General features: G+C 28.5%; 8 protein-coding genes. 1 reads left to right on the top strand and 7 read right to left on the bottom strand.

Annotated elements, in window-relative coordinates; genetic code table 4:
- Window positions 1-53: 53 nt before the first annotated feature.
- The 7 genes from MYB_RS01425 to MYB_RS01395 form a co-directional block, all read right to left on the bottom strand.
- Window positions 54-503, bottom strand: a complete 450-nt coding sequence (locus tag MYB_RS01425) for a hypothetical protein (RefSeq protein ID WP_144084175.1) — start codon at window positions 501-503, stop codon at window positions 54-56.
- On the bottom strand, window positions 478-3,201 hold the full coding sequence (secA, locus tag MYB_RS01420; RefSeq protein WP_022934795.1) for a preprotein translocase subunit SecA: 2,724 nt from the start codon (window positions 3,199-3,201) through the stop codon (window positions 478-480). The genes MYB_RS01425 and secA overlap by 26 nt, the downstream gene beginning before the upstream one ends.
- Before the next feature lie 128 nt (window positions 3,202-3,329).
- On the bottom strand, window positions 3,330-9,563 hold the full coding sequence (locus tag MYB_RS01415) for an SGNH/GDSL hydrolase family protein (RefSeq protein WP_022934796.1): 6,234 nt from the start codon (window positions 9,561-9,563) through the stop codon (window positions 3,330-3,332).
- A 64-nt stretch (window positions 9,564-9,627) separates the two neighbouring features.
- A complete protein-coding gene (locus MYB_RS01410) occupies window positions 9,628-9,876 on the bottom strand; it encodes a hypothetical protein (RefSeq protein ID WP_022934797.1) in 249 nt (82 codons plus the stop codon).
- 114 nt (window positions 9,877-9,990) lie between these two features.
- Window positions 9,991-15,606, bottom strand: coding sequence for an SGNH/GDSL hydrolase family protein (locus MYB_RS01405; RefSeq protein ID WP_022934798.1), 5,616 nt, complete (start codon window positions 15,604-15,606; stop codon window positions 9,991-9,993).
- 118 nt (window positions 15,607-15,724) lie between these two features.
- Window positions 15,725-15,994 carry a hypothetical protein gene (locus MYB_RS01400; RefSeq protein ID WP_022934799.1) on the bottom strand — a complete coding sequence of 90 codons (270 nt, stop codon included), beginning with the start codon at window positions 15,992-15,994 and terminating at the stop codon, window positions 15,725-15,727.
- A gap of 130 nt (window positions 15,995-16,124) precedes the next feature.
- Window positions 16,125-21,131 (bottom strand): MGA_1079 family surface serine endopeptidase, encoded by a 5,007-nt coding sequence (locus tag MYB_RS01395; RefSeq protein ID WP_022934800.1) that lies wholly within the window; start codon window positions 21,129-21,131, stop codon window positions 16,125-16,127.
- A gap of 311 nt (window positions 21,132-21,442) precedes the next feature.
- Between MYB_RS01395 and mip the strand changes: the two genes are divergently transcribed.
- Entirely contained in the window at window positions 21,443-23,440 is a 1,998-nt protein-coding gene (gene mip / locus MYB_RS01390) for an Ig-specific serine endopeptidase MIP (RefSeq protein WP_022934801.1), read from the top strand.
- Window positions 23,441-23,446: the final 6 nt, after the last annotated feature.

Here is a 23,446-nt window from a genome sequence, read left to right as displayed (position 1 = left end):
AATTATACAATAAAAATAAAAAAACAAACACTTTTTGTTTGCTTTTTTTTAATTTATTTTCCAAATTTTGCACACACATAAGTCCACTTGTAATAAAGACTAATTACAAGCAAACCAAAAGCTACAAGTTGGCTAAATAAAAAATAATGGTGTTTTAAAATAAAGATAAAATAGACACTAAAGCCTAAAATCAGTAAGTAAATTGTTAAAGCTAGTATCAAATTAATTTTGTTGATTTTAGCTTTAACTCCGCAGATATCACGAGTAAACTTCCAATCTGTTCAAAAGCTATTTTGATATCATAACTTGGCAAATTTGGGCACCAATGGCACAGTTATGATCACTAGCAAAATTAGTACATTTGAAGTGATTTGAGTCACAAAAGTTGGCAAGTTATTTTCTTTAAAATAATAAAAATACAAACAAGCTTCAACAATGGCAACTAAGAACAAAACACTTGTGAGAATAAATAAATATTTAGGCTTGAGTCGGAACTGAATCACTATTTTCTGGCTCTTCTAATTTGGCAGCTTCAATTTTTGCTAGCTCTTCTTCATAAATTGAAACTAAAATACTACGTTTGTCTTGTAAACTAAATTCTCTTTTAACTTGCACTTGACGACCACTTACTAGTTGTCAAATTTGATAGTCTGAACTAACATCATCTTGAATAAGTTTAATTTGCAATTGTTCAAGTTGCTGGTAAATAAAGTCTTCAGAGTTATACAAATCAACTTGACGTTGAGTCTCAATTTGAGCCTCATATTCTTGAAGCATTTGTGCAATTGCTTCAGCTGGAGTATCATCTGCAAAGGAAACAACTTCACCATTTGAGAGCACATATTCATTGTAAACGATTTTGCGAGCATTGGTGTTGTTAAAAAGTGAAACAACAGCTTGATAAGCACTTTCGGCAATTAAAATGTTGAACTTTTTAGTTGATTCTTCAGTAAAAATCTGGTAAGGATTTTTTTGTGAGTACTGCACCAAATTTGCAGATGAACGCAACTTATCAATGGTATCGATGTGGTTTTGTCAGTGATTATCAAGTGAACTTAAAATAATATAGCGTTCATTTTCATAATAGGACTCACCTAAATTTTGTTTAAGTTCAACTTGAAGTTGCTCAAAATATAACTTTTCCATTTGAGCAATCAAAACTTTTTGAATTTCACCATAAGGATATTTTTGCAAGTTAAGTTCACTAAAGTCGTAATGACTAATTCGACTCAAATTATCATTTAAATAAGCAATTAAGTTTGGATAATGAATTTCATTGTTAGCAAGCAAAATAAAGTCATAACCTAAAATAATATCAACAGCTCGCACTATCATTCGTTTAATAAAATGGTCAAAGTTGGTGACTTCAAGCAAAATATTACGTTGAGTGTAAATTAAATCCCTTTGTTGACGAATAACATCGTCATAACTGAGCACACTTTTACGCATATCAAAGTTGAATCCTTCAATTTTCTTTTGTGCACTAAGCAGTGCTGAGTGAATATATTTACCTTTAATTGGTTCAAGTGAATCACTATGGTAAGCTTGATAAATTGCTTCAAAGTTTGAAAAACGACGAAGCAATTGGTCTTCAATGGAAATAAAAAACTTTGAATAACCAACATCTCCTTGACGACCAGCACGACCTCGCAGCTGGTTGTCAATTCGACGCGATTCAGCTTTATCAGTTCCTAAAATATAGAGTCCACCAAGTTCTAAAGCACCAGTTCCTAATTTAATATCAGTTCCACGACCGGCCATATTAGTGGCAATAGTGATTGCGTTTTTTTGTCCTGCAAGAGCAATAATTTCAGCTTCTGATTCATTTTGTTTTGCATTTAAAACAGTGTGTACAAGCCCTTTGCGACCAAGCATTTCAGATAAAGTTTCAGATTCAGCAACTTGAGCTGTTCCAATCAAAATTGGTTGGCCAGTGGCATGAATTTTTTCAACTTCGGCAATAATAGCTTGATTTTTAGCATGCATTGAAGCGAAGATCAAGTCTTTGTCATCTTTACGGATGACAGGTTTATTAGGTGGAATTGGATTAACACGCATATTATAAACATCGATAAATTCTTGTTCTTCAGTTTTGGCAGTTCCTGTCATTCCACAAAGTTTTTTAAATAAACGGAAAAAATTTTGGTAAGTGATGGTGGCCAGTGTTTTGGTCTCTGGTTCAATTTCAATGTCTTCTTTGGCTTGTAAAGCTTGTTGAAGACCTTCAGAATATGAACGACCAGCCATAATCCGGCCTGTAAATTGATCAACTAACTCTATTTTGCCATCTCTGACGATGTATTCAACATCTTTTTTCATAACCTTGTTGGCACGCAAAGCGTTTTGAATCCGGTGTACTAGTTCAGAGTTGCTAATTTCATAAAGATTACGAGTGTGGAAAAAATGATTAGCTTTGTCAATCCCTTGGTCATTGAGTTTGATTCCTTTGGTTTCTTCATCAATGTAAAAATCTTCATTTACCAAGGTTTTTACAAAATTGTTAGCAGAAATGTAGTCCCCTGGATTTAAATTTTTTCCACCTGAAATAATTAGAGGGGTTTTGGCTTCATCAATTAAAATTGAGTCAATTTCGTCAATTAAACAGAAATTGAGTGAACGCTGAACTTTTTCAGCTTTACTAAAGACCATGTTATCACGTAAATAATCAAAACCAAGTTCAGAGTGGATGGAATAAGTAATATCAGCGGCATACATCAATCTTTTTGTGTTGTTATCAAGGCCAGCTTTGTTGATTCCAACAGTTAAACCTAAAAAATTAAAAACTTTACCATTGTCAAGTCCATCACGTTCAGACAAATATTCATTAACAGTTGAGACAATCACACCTTCGCCTTTGAGTGCATTTAAGTAAATTGGTGCAATTGAAGCAATAGTTTTTCCTTCCCCTGTTTTCATTTCAGCAACTGAACCCATATCTAAAATGAGTCCACCTAAAATTTGGACATCATAAGGATTTTTTCCTAAAACCCTTTTAGTTGCTTCACGTGCAACTGCAAAGGCATCAACTCTAATGTCTTCGAGTTTTGCGCCTTGAGCCAATTTTAATTTAAATTGGTAGGTTTGATTGGCAAGTTCGGAATCACTCATTGCTGCATAAACTGAGCGTTTAGCATTGATTTGTTTTAAAAGACGGTATGCTAGGCGCATCTCTGAGGAGGTTTTAAAAAAATTTGTTTTCATAATATTGCCTTAAATTATAGACCAATTAACAAAAAGCAACTAAGATTAAACAATCTCAATTGTTTTTTTGTATAAATTATAACTTTTAATGGTTTATTTTGTAGTTATTTTATTTGCTAGTAAAATTATTAGTTAAGATTTGTATCAAAATAACCTTGACGTATTTGTTCAATAATTTGATCTTTTAATTTTGGTTCATGAGTTGTATTTTTGAATCTATTCTCACTTTGATTATAAAAAATCATAGTTACCATATCACTAGATTTGACATTAGTATTATCATATCAATATATTTTGCCTCATCAAGCACGTCCTTTAATTGCTTCACCATGTATTTTATCTATAAACTCATCATATTTACCTTTGTATGATTCTCTAGAAGATACAGCACTTTTAAATGCATTAAAAATTTTAACAGTAGCTGTAGATTTGCCCAAAGTAGCACTATAAAAACCATATTCCCTAACTGCATGACTTGCACCCTTAAATTGACTTTCATATGCATAAAATAATGTTAAAAACATTAAGCGATATAGAGATCTACCTTCTGGTGTGTCTCTAAAATTATCAATTGTAATGCTATCTTTTACACTTACATAAATTTGTTTAAATATATCAGCTATCGATGATAATTGTGTTGCTTGTGCCTTGGCTTTTGAACCGCCAAAAATTAGAGCACTATAATCTATTCCTGTATATTTTATGTTATTCAATGCTTTTAAAATTATAGAACCATCATTTTCATTAGCCCTGTCTCATTTTGGTGCTTTTGCTAAGATAGTATCAAAAAAACCAGCAAATGTTTTTGCATTAAAAGGTGAGTTTGGACTAGTGTTATCAAGTTTTTTTCAACTTGTAACATCAGAGTTGGCTGCTTTGTTTAATTCTCCATTGATTTTTATCACAAAATCAAAATCAAAGAGTTGCCCACCAGAAATAGAGCTAAATAATTTTGCAAAAAAACTAGCATCAAATTTATTGATACTGTTTATTTGATTTACCATTCCATTTAAAATATCAACAACAATATCTGATTTATCTGCACGATCAACTAGACCTTTTAAGAAATTACTAATAGGTTCATAATCGCTATCTGTCATTTTTTGAGTATCTAACTTAAGTTGTTTTGCAATTATTTTAGCAAAAACTTTTGACATTCCTTTGTTATTGACGGCAAAATCTATGACTTGTCATAAATATTTGGTAATAAGATCTTTATTGTGACTTATTACATGTTTTAAAACATCAACAATATTATGAACATTATTGTATTCATTGATATTTTGGGCAACTTGACTTAAAATAGATTCAATAAAATCTACATTACCTGGTTGCTTAATTAATTCTTTAATAAAATTCTTTATCGCTTGAACATCTTCTTGACTATTATTTCCCAAATATGTTTGAAGACTTGATAAATCAAGGCTATCAATAGTTTTGCTAATAAAACTCGAATCTAAAATAGATACAATCATTTGAGCAATATTTCGTCTATCGTTTGTATCTATTCTATTGATATTATTTGAATCATTACTATCAATAAATGTTGTAGCTAATTGTTTCAACAAGTCTACTAAAAATTCTTCAGAAGTAAATGATGCTTTTACACTATCAATATTAAATGGGCCAGTTGTATCTAGTAATTTATCTAATGTATCAATAATTTTATTAATTAAAGAGTTTCCATCAGCATAAATATGTTGTTTACCATCAATGTTGTTAGTCAAAATCAATTTGATTCACTTTAAAAATGATCCTACTTGCTCATCTTTAATGACACTAGAACCTAGCAAACTATTTAAAATAGTTGCCAAATATTTTTTATGTTTGCTAATATCTATTGAATTTATGTATGTAACTAATTTCTCTTTAAATTTAGGATTTTTAATTATAAGTTTTAAGAATGAAGATAATTTATTTTCATTTTTATATTGAGCAGAATTTTCACCTACTGTACTTATTAATCCAACGATAAGGTCCACATTCTTTTCATTAGTTATCATGTCTTTTATAAAAGTTAAAAGACTATCTTTTGCTTCATCACTTAAATTTGCAAAAACAGAAGATGAATTAATACTATTTTTAATACTATTTTGAACAGTTTGTGAACCTAAAATAGAAATAATTAACTTACCAATATTTGTCTTGTCTTCTTCATCAACATTACTCAATGTTGCTGCTAATTGCTTAATAAAATTAACTATAAAATCTTCATTTGCAAACTCATTTGCTAACTCACTAAGATCAAAACTTCGATTTTGTGCTCTTTGTTCGAATAATTTAGCTAAAATTTTGCTCAAAATTTTAACTAAATCATTTGCATTACTATAATTATGATCTTCATTTTTTAAATTATCAGTTAAAATTAATTTAGTTCATTTAAAAAATGAAGTAATTTGAGATTGATCTAAAGTAACACCTAGCATTTCATCTAAAAGTGACTTGGTTTTTTGCGCAAGTTGATTATCATCAATTTGTTTAACAAAATCTACAAAGGCAGATGTAAATTTTTCATTTTCAACAACTTTTTTCAAGACACTAAAAAGTGATTCATCTTTGCTAATTGTTTGCTCTGCAATTAATTCAAAAACTGATTGCACAAACTGACTTGCACCATTTGTTTCAAGGAAAAATAAAATTAATTCTTTAAGATTTTGCCCTCTTGCATCACCGAATTTTTGTTTAAATAAATTCGTTGCAAAATCACTCTTTAAAAATCCTTTAACTAAATCTAAAAGATTTTGTGCACTAAGTTTTTGGTGCTCTGATGAACTTTGACTTCCATCTTTTTTAAAGTAAATATTACTAATATCATAAATAAGACTGGATGTTAAATCAATTAAACTATTATTAAAATCTTGACCATCATTGCTTAACAAAGTAGTTGTGACCACACCAATTATGGCACTTATAGTTTGAGGGCTATATCTTTTTGGAGCTTCTTGTTTACTTTTGGACTCAATTGCCAATCTAGTTTCATGAGCTAAATCCTTAATAATGGTTTTTAATGTTTCTAATTGAGAATTTGCTAAATTAATATTATTGGCTTTTAGTAGTTTGTCTAAAATTGAATTAATTGAATTAAAGACATCACTTTTATCAACAAAAACTGCAATAGCATCATCAACTAGAGAACGGTTTTCCTTTAAAAATTCAAGTAATAATTGAGATAATGTTGTATATTTATCAAGATTTTCAACATTAAAAATAAAATCTATCCCAGCTTTTAGTAGTTTGTGAAGTTCTTCAGATTTTAAAAACTTTCCTATAATATCTGCAAGTTCTTGGTTTAAATTTATATCAATTTTACCTATATGAATGCTATTTTTGAAAAAATCTGTTACTTGTTGAGATTGCAAAATATCAAAAATAGCATCTGCTAACTCAGCTGAGGTTATTGCTTGTTTAACATCTTTGTTATTAAAAATTTGAGCAAATGATTTGAGAGTTTTTCTTAAAAAAGTTGAATCTTTTAAAGTGCTCTGAGCAAAGCTGGTTAAAAAATCATTAAAATTTAATTTGCGACGCAAAGTATCATATTTGCTTGCAAAAGTTGTTCTTTTACTTTGGTTGTCACTTTTGTTATAATCATTTTCTATAACATCTTGCTTGCCATTGTTATTAGCGACATAAATTCTCATTTCTGTAGCAAATCTATTTAGTAATAAATTTATAATGTTATCATCATTATCTTTGCCATGTCTTGAAAAATCTTGCAAAATTGCCTTAATAATTTTAGAAATTGTAGTTTTGGTTTCAGGTTTATAATTATATTTATCTAGCAATCCAGATAATAGTGTTGCAACAGCATTGTTAAAATTATCTTTGCTACCTTGAGCAGCTAAAAAATCATAAATAATTTTTTTGAGCTGCTCAGAATTGTGGGCCACCAATTGAAACACAAAACTATCAAAATCAACAGCTTTGACATATTTATCTCGGTTAGTGATAAAAAAGTCTTTAAGTGCAATAGCAAAAAGATTATTAATTTGGGCAAAACTGTTTTCTTGTAAAAATTCTTTGGCACTATCAAAGACAACTTTTACAACAGCATAGTTTTGAGCATCTGGATTATAAAAAGTTGAAAGATCTAAAGTCGAAATAAGCCAACTAGTACGTTGTAATAGTTTTGAAAGAATTTCAACTTGTTTATCTCTTAACTTGGTTTGCAATAAGTCTTGTACTAATGTATATAAATTATCTTTATTGGTGAAAAAATTTTTAAAACTTGTTCCCAAAGTTGTTAAAAACATTTGTGTCAACTTTTGTCTATCAAAAGTTGAATCAATACTTTTTAAATTGTTTATCAAAGTAATGGTAACAGTTCTTGCTAAATTTTTAAAGGTTTTAGTAGCAGTGATGTTTTCAGCAAGTCCTAAAAGTGCCGAACTAATGCCAACTTTTTCTTGTTCAGTAAGACCTAAATTAGCCTTTTTATCAACTAAATTAACTAATAAAGTGGTAAATATAGGTTGTTTAAGCGCATCGGTACTAAAATTTTGAACAAAATCAATAATTGCACTTTGGTTGGCCTCATTTTTAACAAAATTTGTTACCAAACCAGCAAAATTGGTAGAGTTTTTATATTCTTCACCTTTGTCTAAAAGTTCATCTAAAACTTTACTAAATAAAGTTTTAACAGAGTCAAATTCAAAAATTACCCTTCAATTTCCACTATCTGAGCTATCATCAAAAAGTGATAAAACTCGATTTTGGATTGATACACTACTAAAAACAGTTTTGTATAGTGCATCTTTTAAGGGTCCGCGTTGCTTGGAAAGTCATTCATTGCTAAGTACAAAATTAATAAGCGCAGGCAGTCCACCTTCTAATAAAAATTTCCGACTAATTCCATCAATGAGAGATTCGAAGGTAACTTTATCCCATAAGTTTTTATCTTTAACTTCTTGAATGTATGATTTTAGAGCTGCAAGGATTTGATTTAAAATAGGACTTTGAGCAAGTTGTCTTAAAAACTCTTTTGTTTGACTACGATCATCACTGGTATTTTGTTTTAAAAATACATTTGCAATTGATTGAAAATCATCACTTTTTGATATTAAACCAATAATTCATTTTTCAATGACACTATCAGTGTCTAAAAAAGCCACAAACATGTTTTGGGCATTACCTTGATAATTGGCTAACTGTTTCTCATTTTGAGTTTCAAAATCTGAAGTTTCAAGCACAGATTTGTCATTAACTTTGCTAATAATTTCCTGATTTGTTGCAATATCTAAAACACGTCTGTAATCATTTTTGTCTTTTTGTAAAAAAGCAATATCTACATTATTTAAATCAGCATCTTCACTTTGATCTAAAGCTAATTTATAGAGTAAAGCTTGTGCCATTTTTTTATATCCCTTGGCAGAAGGGTGGATATCAAAGTCAACACCATAAATTGGATTTTTATTTCAATCATCTGGATCATAAGGATCAATATAATTAATTCCTTTTTCTAAAGCCATCTCTTGAGTATTTTTGTTTAGTTCAGCAATTACTGAATGTCCATATTCAAGTTCAAAACCAAACTCATTTTTGAGCAAGTAGCTGATAAATTTAATGGCAGTGTTATTTAAATCTTTATAACCTAAAACACTAATTTTAAGTTTAGGATTAATCTCTTTTAATTTTTCAACTAATTTAGTTAAATTAGCTTTAATTTCAACTAGCGCTCTTGCAATATCTTGTTTGACTTTGTTAGCCAAAACAGTTTTAAAACTTTGATTATCTGACAAAGATGTTAAATATGATAAATTAAGTGATTGAAATAAATCATTTGCCCCTAAAGTAAATGTTAATAAGTTAGCATCTTTAATTTTTTGGACAAATTTGGGATAATCTGGCAAGTCAAAGTTGCCAAAAATATCACTAATTTGTTTGCCATAAGGTGAGTTAGTTAATTTATCAATGTTATTTGCATATTTTAAAAATGTTTTATCAAACTTGGCATAAGTACTATTTTGAGGCTCAAGCAAATAAAGTCAATTTTTAACAGTGGTTCCAGAAAGAGCTAAATTATCAAAAGTAACTAGAGAGTCAGGGTTAATTTTTTGCAAATAGTGCGCAAAAAAGGCTGGATATGACAGTCCACTAACTGTTTTATTAACTAAATTACCACGTGAGTCAACTCCACTATCTAAATTAAAACCAGCTGTTAGCGAGTCTCCGATCGCTAAATACTTAACTTGTTTTACTAAAGTGTTTTCATACTTGACTGCTTCTAATTCTTTAGCTCCAACATGTTCTTCACTTTTGCGAACATTGCAAGCCGCCACCACACATGTAGCAACACCTATAGCCGCAGTTCCAAGCAATACCTTAATAGGTTTGTGTAAAATAAACTTTTTGTCTTTGTTCATAATGCTCCTAACTAAGTTTAAAAAATACTAAATAAACATATAGTTTTAAAATAACTTTTCAAACTTATATAATAGGATTAAATTGAAAGTAAAAGTGGTTTAAAAGTTCAAAGATAGAAAAAACTTTGAGCATTTTTACCTTTGAAGCAATAATAGTTAATATTAGAAAAAATTTGCACTTACACAATTTTGGTTGTGCTCTTTTTTTAACTTTAAACATTGATTTGAAAAACTCAATTGCTTTTGTATACAATTGCATACTTTGTTCTTTAATATAATTTGTAAGTGATTTTAAAGTATTAAAAATTTTCATATTTTCCTTTAAAACTTGCCAATTATTTTTTTTATTTGTATTATTTATCTTACTTATTTTCTATTACTTTTAAAAAACTAATAATAAATTTGACTTTATTATTAGTTGGGGTTATTAAGATTTTGGATTTTCCCAACCATCAAAAGAACCTTGGCGAATTTGTTCGAGAATTTGGTCTTTTAGTGTGGGTTCTTCTGTCTTGGCTGCTTGCTTTGTTTTTGTGTTAGTAAAAGGATTACTACTTGTGTTGTAATAAATCATTGTTAGCATATCACTTGGTTTTACATTATACGCTTTATATCAACTACCAATTTCTCATCAATGATTAGGTTTCTTTCAAGGGTCACCTTTTAAAGCATCAATAAACTTGTCATATTCACTCTTATCACTACCATTAGGAAGTGCATCTTTAAATGCTTTTATAATTTGACCACTTGCTGTTGATGTTTCTCCAAAGCCTCCATAAAATCCAACAGAATAAATAAAATAACTTGCATTTTTAAATTGAGATTCTCAAGCATAAAATAGTGTTAAAAACATTAAACGATATAATGTTCTACCTTCTGCAGTATCTTTAAAATTACTATAATTAACTTTGTCTTTTACACTTAAATAAACTTGTTTAAATATATCTGCTATTGATGACAATTGTGTTTTTGCACCCTTAGCAGAACTTCCGCCACTAAAAATTACATCAATAAAATTAAATCCTGTATATGGTATATTGTTTAATCCTTTCAAAATCACTGAACCACTATCTTGTTTATTTTTATTTCATTGTGGCGCCTTAACTAAAATAGTGTCAAAAAACTCCGCAAATTCTTTTGCAGTAAATGGAGATTTATCAGTTTTCCCATCTAATTTTTTTCATTGCTCATCAGATGAAACGGGTGTTGCTTGTTGTTTAAGCTCATTGTCAATTTTAATAACAAAATCAAAATTAAATAATTTTGCACCTGAAATTGAATTAAATATGTTGGTGAAAAAATTAGAATCAAATTGTGTTTCTGTACTTTTGCCTATTTGATCTACTACTTCATCTAAAATTGTTGTAACAATTTGTGATTGTTTACCACGATCAATTAAACCTTTTAAAAAACCACTAATAAAATTATAATCTGCTTCTTGCATTTCAGCTGTATCTAATTTAAGTTGTTTTGCAATAATTTTTGCAAAAATTTTGCCCATATCAGCATCATTAACAGCAAAATCAATTAGTTGTCATAAATATTCTTCAATTAGTTGTTTGTTATTTTGAATAATTTTTCGTAAAAGGTCAACAATACTTGTGGCATCTTTATATTTATCAATATTTTTACCAACTTCATTCAAAAGATTTACTATAAAATCTACATTTCCTTCTTGTGAAATTAATTTTTTAATAAATCCTTTTATATGATTCACATCTGTGTCATATTCTTCACCCAAATATGTGCGTAGACTAGATAAATCCATACTATCAATTGTCTTTGCAATAAATGAAGATTTTAAAATAGATATAACTAATTGTCCAATATGTTTTCTATCTTCATCATTAACTTTATCTTCTTCTTTTTCACCACTACCAAAAGTTGCAGCTAATTGTTTAATAAAATTAACTATAAATTCTTCTGTTCCAAAATGTTTTTGTAATTCTGCAAAATCAAAATTGTTATTATTCTTTCTTGCTTCAAATAAACCATTTAAAACTTTTATAATTGTATTAATTAAATCATTCCCATCTTTATAGTTATGAGTTTTAGCATCAATATTATCAGTTAAAATTAATTTAACTCATTTTAAAAATGAAGCAATTTGTTGATCATCTAGCTCAACGCCTAATAATTTACCTAAAACTGGTTTAAGTTTGCTTGCAAGTTCATTATTATTAATTGATTTGATAAAGTCAACAAAAATCTTTTTGAATTCTTGATCATTTACAACTTCTTTCAAAACTTCAAATAATGATTTATTTTGCTCAACTTGTTGTTTTGCAATCAATTCAAAAATTTTAGTTAAAAATGTTTGTGTACCAGGAATATCAAGGAATGATGAAATGAGTGCCTTAATTTGCGGACCTGTTTCTGTGCCAAATTTTTCGTTAAATGCTTTAGTTGCAAATTGAGTATTTAAAAATCCTTTTACTAAAGTTAAAAGTTTTCCTGCATTAATTTTAGTATGTTGTGAATCTGTCGGATTTTTAAAATAAATATGACTAATATCATAAACAAAACTAGAAACTAAGTCTGTTAAACTATTATTAAACTCTTGTTGATTACTACTAAATAATTTTGTAATAACAAAACTAATTGCTGCATTAATTGTTAGTGGTTTATAATTGTCCTGAGTTTTATTTTGAATTGCCAAACTTGTTTGGTGTGCAAAATCTTTAATAATTTGTTGTAAAGTTTCTAAATTAGAGCTTTCTAAACTAATATCATTTGCTTTAAGTAATCTATCTAAAATATTGTTAAGAGAACTAGAACCATCATCACTTGTAATAAAGATAGCTATAGCTTTTTCAACCAAGTCATGTTTTTCTTTTAAAAATGCAAGTAAAAGATCTGATAAGGTTTTGTGTTGTTCAAGATTCTTTGTGTTAAAAATAAACTCCATCCCACCTTTTAAGAGTTCAAGAAAGGCATTAGAATTTAAAAACTTCTCAATAATATTTGCAAGTTCTTGTCTTAGCTGTTCATCATTACCAGCTGGAATAATATTTTTGAAATATTCTAGCACTGGTTTGGAATGTAGGATATCAAAAATAGCATTTGCTAATTCATCAGTAGTTAATTTGTTTTGACCTGTTTCAAAAACACGAGCAAATGATTTTAAAGTGCTATATAAAAAGGATGAATCTTTTAATGTATTTTGGCCAAATTGAGCTAAAAAGTCATTAAAGTTTAGTTTACGACGTAATGTTAAATATTGATCTGCATATTTAGTTTGACCGTTTGTATCTGAACTTTTATTGTAGCCATCTTTTGCTAAGTCTTGTCCTGCGTTATTTTTGGTAACATAGTCCTTCATTTCTTTGACAAATTTGTCTAATAATAAAGTTATAATGTTATCTTTATTAGCTTCTTTGTCATGTTTTGCAAAATCTTCTAAAATTCCTGTAATAATTTTGGCAATAGTACTCTTGGTTTCAGATTTGTAATTATATTTATCCAAAAGTCCAGACAATAAAGTTCCAACTGCAGAACTAAAATTATCTTTTTTGCCTTGACTAAGTAAGAAATTATAAATAATTTCTTTAAGTTCATCAGCATTGTTAGCAACTAATTGAAACACAAAACTATCAAAGTCGATAGAGCTGCTGTATTTATCACGATGGGTGATAAAAAAGTCTTTGAGTGCTGTTTCAAAAAGTTTATTGATTTGTTTGAAACTATCTTCTTGTAAAAATTCTTTAGCACTGTCAAAGATAATTTTTACAACACTATAGTTTTTAGCACTAGTGCTATAAAAAGTAGAAAGTTCTAAACTAGGAATTATAGAAGATAATTTTTGTAATAATTTAGATAAAAATTCTACTTGTTTTTCATTTAATTTACTTTGCAATAAGTCTTGAACTAATATAAGTAAGTTGGACTTGTCGCTAAAAAAGTTTTTAAAACTGGTGGCCATTGTGCCAACAAATAAATCAGTTAGCTCAGTTTTGTCAAAATTGGAATTAATATTTTTTAAACCATTTGTCAAACTAATGGCAATGGTTTTAGCAAGATTTTTAAAGGTTCTTGTTGAAGTAATGTTTTCAGAAATACCTAGTAGTGCTGAACTAATGCCATTTTTTTCTTCTTCACTAAGTTTTATGTTGACTTGTTTATCAATTAAATCAACTAGCAAAGTGGTGAAAACAGGTTGTTTGAGAGCTTCTGTTGTAAAGTTTTGCACAAAGTCGATAATTACACTTTGATTAGCATCGTTTTTGACAAAATTGGTCACCAAATCAGCAAAATTAGTTGAGTTTTTATAAGTTGCACCATTGTCTAAAAGCTCATCTAAAACTTTACTAAATAAAGCTTTTGTAGAGTCAAATTCAAAAATAACTCTTCAATCATTACTATCAATGTTATCATCACCAAAAAGTGATAATACCCGATTTTGAATTGATGTGCTGCCAAAAACTGTTTTAAATAATGCATCTTTTAAAACTTGTGGCTGTTGTGAAACTCATTTGTTGCTAAGCACAAAATTAATAAGTGCAGGTAGTCCACCTTCTAATAAAAATTTCCGACTGACACCATCAATGATGGAATCAAAAGTAATTTTATCTCACAAATTTTTCTCTTTAACTTCTTCAATATAAGATCTCAGTGCTTCAAGAATTTGACTCAAAATTGGACTTTGAACTAATTCTTTTAAAAACTCTCTAGTTTTGTTACGAGCATCTGCTGTATTTTGTTTTAAAAATACTTTTGCAATTGATTGGAAATCACCACTTTTAGAAAGTATGTTAATCATTCATTTTTCAATCACACTATTTGTGTCTAAAAAGGCCACAAACATGTTTTGTGCGCTAGCTTGATAAGATGTTAATTTTTGCTCATTTTGAGTCTCAAATTCTGAAGTTTCAAGCACAGATGCATCACTAACTTTGCTAACAATATCTTGATTTGAAGCAATATCTAAAACACGTGCATAATCACCTTTGCTTTTTTCTAGAAAATCAATGTCTACACCTTTGAGATTAATAAGATTGCTTTGGTCAAGCGCTAACTTATAAAGTAGTGCTTGAGCCATTTTTTTATAACCTTTGACAGAGGGGTGGATGTCAAGATCAACACCAAAAATTTTGTTGTTTTGTCAATCATTTTGGTCATAAGGATCGATGTAGTTAATTTCTTCATGAGAAGCAACTTCTTTGATGTTTTTATTTAGTGATGAAATAATGGTATGACCAAAATCTTGGGTAAAACCAAATTCATTTTTGAGCAAGGAACTAACAAATTTAATAGCACTACTGCTAAGATCTTGGTAACCTAAAATATTAATGCTAAGATCTGGATTAATTTCTTTTAACTTGGCAATAAATTTGGTCAAGTTGGCTTTAATATCTGCAAGAGCTTTGGCTACATCACGTTGAATTTGCTCTGCAATAACAGCTTTAGAACCTGGATTATCAGTCAAAGAAGTTAAATATGATAAATTCAAGGATTGAAATAAATCATTTGCTCCTAAAGTAAATGTTAATAAGTTAGCCTCTTTAATTTTTTGAATAAAAACCGGGTATTTTTCTGAGTTAAAATTACCAAAAACATCACTAATTTGTTTGCCATAAGGTGAGTTAGTTAATTTATCAATGTTATTTGCATATTTTAAAAATGTTTTATCAAATTTTTTATATTCAGAGTTTTCAGGATCAAGCAAATATAATCAATTTTTAACAGTGGTTCCAGAAAGAGCTAAATTATCAAAACTAACTAGTGAATCGTGGTTGATTTGTTGCAAATAGTGTGCAAAAAAGGCTGGATAAGAAAGACCACTAACTTGGCCATTTTCCATATTTCCACGTGAATCAATTCTGTTGTCTAAGTTGAATCCAGCAGTTACTGAATCACCAATTGCTAAATATTTAACTTTTTTAATTAAAGTTTTTTGAATTTTGTGACTTGAGTTAAATTGTGTTGATTTGTTATCATTATTTTGATTAATATTGCAAGCTGCAATAACAAGTACAGTTGAGCTGAGTAGTGCTGCTCCAATCAAACCTTTAACTGATTTATTTAAAATAAAGCTTTTTTTCATAATTAGCTCCTATAACTAAATAATGTTTAAAAACATCTATATAAATAAAGGCAAAAGTTCAACTAATTGCAAAAATAAGTTGAAATAATATTTATATATAATAATTATTTAAAAATAATTATTCAGTTATGCTGTGGCGAAATTGAAAATACAAGTTTTTATTAAATAAAAAGAAGTAAAAAAACAATATATCTTTTGTTTCTTTGATTTTTTTATTTGCAAAGATGCAAAATTTGTGAATTGGGTATTTAAAAATTTTGGAGACTTTGACTTCAAAAGTATGCTTAAAAAACTCAATTGTGTCTACACACAATTGCTTAATTTTTTCACTTATATTATCAATAAGTGATTTTAAGTCCTTTCAAAACTCCATAAATTTTTTTTGCATAATTTGCCTTTATCTCCAAAATTATACCAAAAAAAATATTAAATTTAATTTTTTAATTAAAATTTTGTAACTTCAACATTTTAAAAAAACAAAACCTAGAGAATTTCCAGGTTTTGTTTTAAAAATTATTTTATTTATTTTGTTTTGTATAACCTTTGAAGTTATGAAAGAATCATGGTAATTTATAATCTAGTGGTTTTTCTAAATGACGACGAATGATTTCTGCTGCTAATGAATTGGTGTTTTTAAGATCAAGTGGATGTTCTCCATCAAAGTTAATTCCAAAATAATTGAAATTAGGAGTATCATATTTTCAACCTTGTAAGCCAGTAAGTGGCACTCCAGAGTTGATTGTTGCAACATATTCATCACCTGAACCTAAAATTCCAGTTCCAGAGTTTCCAGCATTGTAAAAGGTTTGTACATAATTGTTAGCGTGAGCTAAACTAATTGTATCTTGTGCATTTTTAACTCTATTAATATAGTATCCCGCTTGTTTTCCATATGGGAAACCGATAATGGCATATCTTCGTACATCAGGATTTAGACTTATACCTTGTTTTTTCCAACTAGTATTAAACTTAACATCTGGTAATTTTGCTAAATCTTCAAATCATTTAACAAGTTCCATTCGACCTCATTTACGAGCATCATCAATCATTGGTTTAACATTAAATGAAAATACAGTAGCATCGATATTTTCTTTTCCAGAACCAGTAGGTACTCCATTTTTATTAGTTTGCTCAATTCCAGTTCAAATTACCTGTAATTTCATATTTCTACCAACTTGACCACCACCTCAATATGAATAACCAGTATTTACATCATTTTGGAATTTATCTGATGGTTTGGTAAAGTAACTTCGACCTTGATAACCAGCGGGAGTTCTTAAATCCTTCCAACTATTAACTTTGACAATATGACGGTTTGAAATACCATAGAATGTCAAATCTTTTGGATCATTACTTACTTTAGCGAGTTCTGTCCCAGTTCCAAAACTAAAAGCAAATTCACGAGCACGTGCTTGTTTAACTAATTCATTATTTTTTCAACCACTGTGAATATATTCTTGATCCATTAAATAACCATTATGAAGTTCATAATTAACATTTTGGTTTGGATTATACTCATCAGAATTAAGTGTTGATTCTGGATTGTAGAAAGTAATTGGTTGATTTTCTTGACTAAAGTCAAGTTCTTTGTAATTAAATTGATTGGTTTGGGTATCTTCAGTTGTAAATTCTTCATGTTGTTCAGCATTTGTGTAACTAATTTCTACAGAAGCACCATAATAATTTAATAAAAAGGCTTGGTCATTTTTAAATTCACCAAAGCGGGAACCGAAAACTTCAGAAGGTGATAACATATAGAAATAAGGATTACCAACAACTAATTTATAAGTTGGATCAGCAAGAGATAATTTGAAATTTATATCATGATTGTCAAGTAGTGTTGCTGTTAAATTTAATTGCAACTCTGGAGCATGTCTGTGACCATCAATTGAATATTGATAGGTCTTAAAACTTACAGTTTCAGTTTTTTCACTCATCAATTTTTCAAAATCAATTGTAACTGTATAAGGAGAGCTATAATTTCCATGAATTTGACTTCTATCAATGAATCTTGATAGCCTAAAGTCATCTTGAACCAATGTATCTCCTAAAATTGTGAGTTTAATTTTACGTTTAGATGGATTATTTTGAAAAAATGTTTTATCAAGATATTTTTTCTTTAGGGTTCAATTAGCACTTCCATCTTTATCATTATAATTTCAACTTTGATCTTTAAAATAAAACTCTATTTTTCTTGTTCGCTCTACAGAATTCGCTGATTCAAAAACAGTTTTTAGATTTGGGTTGGTAAAATTAAAATCTGTTTTAAAAGCAGAATTTGAAACTGTAAAATTTGAAATTTTATAATAGTTATTCCCTATAGTTGTCTTTTGTGTTGTTGGATCAGTATATTTAAATTTAACATAAATACCACCATTTTTAGCAACAACTTCTGCAACTTTAATATGATTGGTAAGAAAATCAAAGTGATTGTAAGTTATTTTACTTTCATTTCAATGAATTTGACTTTGAATTTGTTCAAGGGAAGTTGAGGAAGTTAAATTGTTTGAATTATCAAATCTAAAATCACTGAGTTTTAGACGATTTAGGATAACTTCTGGATATAAATTATATTTAAAGTCATTTCTTAAATGAGTTAAAATAAATGTTTTATTTGGAGAGTATCTTCTTCTTGTATCATTTTTAAAAATAAATCCTAATTTAAAAGATAAGTAATCTGGATGATCTGTTACTGCTTTGACATCATAAAAATAAATAAAATATTTTTGTGATATGCTACTTATATTTAAATTATTAGCTCTATCTTCAGAACTACTAATGTCATCTTTGGATGAATAAAAATCTGAATCTTTCGCTGCTGGTGGTGTGTTTTTTGGCTTAATTATTTTACCCAATGCATCTTTGAGTCCATCTTCAACCTCTTTATTGTCCTTAAACTCATTATTTTCCATGTTATTTTTAGCGGCTTGCTTTGCTTCTTGCTCTTCTTTTGAGGTTGTGTTTGTAGAATTATTTGCTTGATTTGCTCCATTTGTAGATTTTAATTTAAGTAAATAATTTAGAGCAGAATACGCTTTTTGTTGAATGATATCTTGGGGATCTAAAACAGAATATTTAATAGGTTGTTTATTGATGATTGCACCATCTGCCTTGCGGATCTCAAAATTTTTGCTATTAATTTGATCAATTATTGCTTTATCTGTGGAAAAAATGCTATGTTTTGTTTTATCCTCCGGAACAAAATCTGATGACTCAAATCACTCATGACCATTTTTTGGTTGAATATCAGTGAAATAAAATGGTTTGAAATAGTTTATGTTTTTTGCAAAGTTATTTTCATACTCTTCAGAATCTGAAATATTACTTTTAATTTCACTAAATGGCAAATCTACACCATCTTTTTTAATTCAAAAAAATACATTTGCCGTTGTCATGTAGTCTTTATCATTAGTATATTTTGGTCAGATTATTTTTTTAGGATAAATTTGATACTCTCCAATTTTAGGAAAATCATAAGATTCATCTAAAGCCTTAATAGCATCATCTGGCTTATAATCACTATGTGTTTTAGTTGCACCTGGTTTTATAGTTGTATTTTCCCAAATTAATTCTGCATCTAGATTAGGAACTGGTTTATTATTGTCCATATGCTTGTGTTCAATAAAGCTAACCGCTTTTTTGAGATCATAGTCAAAACCAAACCTTTGATCTCCAGTGGATCCATTATTTCAAAAAGTAATTGGTTGTTTTGTCTTTAATTTTTCTTCTTTTACAAGCCTTTTATTAACAAAAAAATCAACACTTAAACTTATCGTTTTATCAGCTTCATATGCTAATGATCCCTCTTTAATTTTGTAAGTAAAAAATCCATTTACATTTGTTAGTTTGTTAGTAAATTTAGATTCAATTTCTGTTTTTTTACTTTGGACATCAGATTCGAAATAATTTGCTAATCTACCATAATCAAAATCAAATAAATCATCTAAATTACCAAAATGAATTTTATTTATAATTGTTTTGAAATCATTAGTAAAAGTCATTGTTTTGTGAATTGTTGCTGTAACTTTAGGATCAGAAATTTTAGTTGCTTGATAAGTTAGGTCTAATTTATTGATATCATCATTATTTAATTGTGAACCTAAATAAGTTAGTTCAACATCATCAATAGTGTTTTCTGTAAGTAAAAGCGGTTTAGTATCATTATCGATACTTACACTATAAATTAGATTTTTAAGATTATATTTATCAACTCCTTTGTAAAAACCAACTTCTAGTTTCTTTTCAACATCAGCTTTAAAGTCAACAATTTCCTTTTCATTTGTTTTTCCATTTAAGGCTGCAATTGCTGCTTTTAAATTTGTTGTTAGAGTTCCTAAAGTTGAAATAGAACTATCTGAATCAAGATAGTTATTATTTGAAATAAGTTTTGAATTAGAATTTAATACTTCTTGCGCTTTTTCAAAAGCACTATCAAATATGTTTTGATTGGTAGCTGATGTATAGCTTGAGCTTTGTTTAACATTTTTAGCCATTTCAACAGTGTGAATGAGATCACTTGCTGTGGTGTTGTATGCACTAGCTTGATTAACTAAGCCAGTTATAATTTTTTCATCATCTGTAGAACTAATTTTATCTTTAAAAGCTGTTTGTAACTCAAGTGATAGTGATTGTAAATTATCTATTTGTGATTCAGCACTGTTTTTATTATTTTCTATTTGATCTAGTTGCTTAGTTGGTGTTAAATGAAGATCAGCTACTGAATCTTTTAATTCATTAAGATCTTTATCATTTGATTTTATAGTTCCTAAATCACTAATATCAATCTTACCATTTTTTTCAACTTCACTATCCTCATTAGATTTAGAAGCAATTTTTTCAACATTTGATTGAATTTTTTGAATTTTGTTTAAAAAGCCTTTTAGATCTTGATGTTTAGTAAAGTTATCAACTAGATTCATTTTTAATTCTTGGAGACTAGATTTTGTTAAAACAGTATCAAGATTAGTAAAAACATTTTGAATTTGTTTGTAGTCTTCTTTAAACTTGTCCCCAGTTGTGTAAAAGTTGGACAAAGAATTTTCAATTTGTTGAATTTCATCTGATTTATCAATTAATTGCTTAACACCAGATACATCTTTTTTATCAATATCTTTTTCTAAACTATTTTTTTTATTTTCGATTTCAGCAATATTTAAATTCAAAGATTGTTGTAAAAAATCAGTGTAATGTTCACTAAAATTAGTTTGTTTAATTTGAGATAAATAATCATTAATTTTTGCTCATTTTTTTAATGTTTCTGCAACTTTTTGAACATCAATTTCTTTGTTTTTATCAATATCATTTACAATTGATAGCAAGTATTCTTTCAAATCAGTGGGCACATCTGAATTAGAATTGGTCAAAATATCTTTAATTTCATTAGTAGATGAATCAATAGATAAACTAGGGAGGTCATACATTGTTGTTTTTTTACCAAAATAAACTCCAACTCCAATACTTGTTGCAACAACTGGTAATGAAATCATTAAAGGAATAAGAACTTTTTTTCTAAAAAATTTAGCCATATTTATGCTTATTTTTTGTAGTAAAATGATATTTCTACAAAAAACCTCCTCTTTCTATTCTATTTTTTAACATTTTTTAAATAAATAAATTATAGCAAAACTATAATCAACAGCCAATAAATCCAATTAATTTGTTTTCAATTAAAATCACAGTTAATTTAAAAACATTTAACAAATTTATTAAATTTTAAACATTAAGGTGACAAAACTTAAACAACAAGAAGTTAATTTATACATTTTCTAACATTATTTAACTATAATATAATAAAGTTTTGTAAAAACAAATACCTTTATTGTATAAATCACTAACTATGAATAAAAAAAAATTAATTTGATTATTTATCCCTATTTTTTCATTAATATCTTGTAGTTCACCAACTATTTCTACACCTTTAGATAATCAAAAATCTCAAGATACTCAAAAGATAGCTAGCACCATCGCTCCCAAAGATAACTTTGATCAAAGTGATGATGACAATGATGAGCTTGTAAATCCTAATGAGCAAAAAAGTTATTTAGAACTTGCTGGACTTTTCAAAGATGGTAAAAGAGTAAAAAGGGATTATTATAAATTCGATAATCCAAATAAAGATGTAATTACTTATAAAAATAATTATGGCAACAAGTTTGAATACTATTATGATAAGAAAACCTTACCATCTTTTCTTCAACTTGAAAGCGAACACAAAGATACTAAAATTGATCCTTCAATTCTTGCAGATCTTGATAAAAAAGCCAAAGAGGTTGGGCAAATGCTTTATCAAAATGCTCAAAAAAGATTTTATTCTTTGCCCCATTTGGACAATGGCAAGATTGATGGTCTTGATATTAATTTAGTTGCAACTAATAAAAAATTTCCTGGAGTAATGGTTGCTGGACAAAATAATGTTGGACCAGATCGAAGTGGATTACCAAGAGTTTTGGCTAATCCAAATTATCAAAACTTGGCAAAACGAGCAGTTTCATTTTATTATCGTGATGGTGCCAGATTTAATTCAACTAGCGATCCTGCTTCTTTGGTTAAATTTGTCAACATCCACGAAGGTAGTGCCACAATTTTGGATTACAAAATTGAGCCAGATGGCTCATATCCAAAAACTTGATATTTTATCACTGCTGCTCATGTGATTGCAAATTTAAAAATTGCTAATAATTATCAAAAAGATGGACTTTGAGGAACTTTGGATAATTTTAATCCAAATGATTTGCAAACAAATACTTGAGATTTGGAAATTATCAAACTCAACAGTGATGTAAATACTGACAAAATTATTTCCCCAACACTAGATAATCCTAGTGATTACAAAACAGTAACCCTCACTGTTCATGATAAAAATGGAGTTAGCAATAATGGTCTTGATAAGCAAGGTAATTATACAGGTCTCAATCCTGTTGGTAAGATGAATATTAGGACAGTTTTACTTGGAACTGACTTTTTTAATTTAGATTTGGCAAGTATTAGTAAGCAAAAGGAAATTCAAGATTTTGGACTAGCACTTGATGTTGGCATAGTTGAAATCACCTTTGATTCAGAAGCCCAGGCTCGTCTTATTACTCAAGATTTTTATGATGGTCACTTAGCTAACAAACTTGATAAAACAGATATACTAAGCGATGATTATTATAAATTACCACCTAATCCATTTTATTCTTTGGGATTTCCTCAATTTAAGTATGAATCTACTCTAAAATTAAAAGATGAAGATAAATATCCCAAATCAAATAAGGACTCAGATGTAGCGCGGACACCTTGAATTAATAAAAATCGAGATTTATATTCTAAAATTGCATCCAATCAATTTGTAGATTGAAAATCACTAGCTGGTGGTAGTGATTTTTCAACTAGTTGAGGATATCGCAATTTTGTTAATCGACCAGGAGTGAGTGATATTTTGATTACAGCTCCAATCTTTGGTCAACAAAGCCTTGATGTACCTTATCTCAAAGATGGTAAGATAGTCAAAAAACATTATCTATGAACTGGACTTACCACTCACATTGACAATTATGTCACAGCTCCAGGAGCTAGTGGCTCTGGAGTCTACATTGGCGATAATCTCTATGGTATTTTTGCAGGTTCTGATTCAAAATCATCTACAAGTGTAATTACTAATTTATACTCTAGTGGTTTTGATTACAAAGGTTATTATGGTAAATATAATTTGCCAGCTTATGATGTCATTTATGGTGGTTTTGCAGACCAACGCAAAAGTTATTTGTCAGCATTGCGCCAAATGCATCATGATGATCTGAATTTTAAAACAGCTCTATTTGATAAAGGTTTAAATTGAGATTATAAAAGAAAATAAGGAATT

The sequence above is a fragment of the Mesomycoplasma bovoculi M165/69 genome (assembly GCF_000524555.1).
Classification (GTDB): Bacteria; Bacillota_I; Bacilli_A; order Mycoplasmatales; family Metamycoplasmataceae; genus Mesomycoplasma; species Mesomycoplasma bovoculi.
Note: the sequence above shows the minus strand (reverse complement) of the source record. Positions and strands in the feature narration are given on the sequence as shown.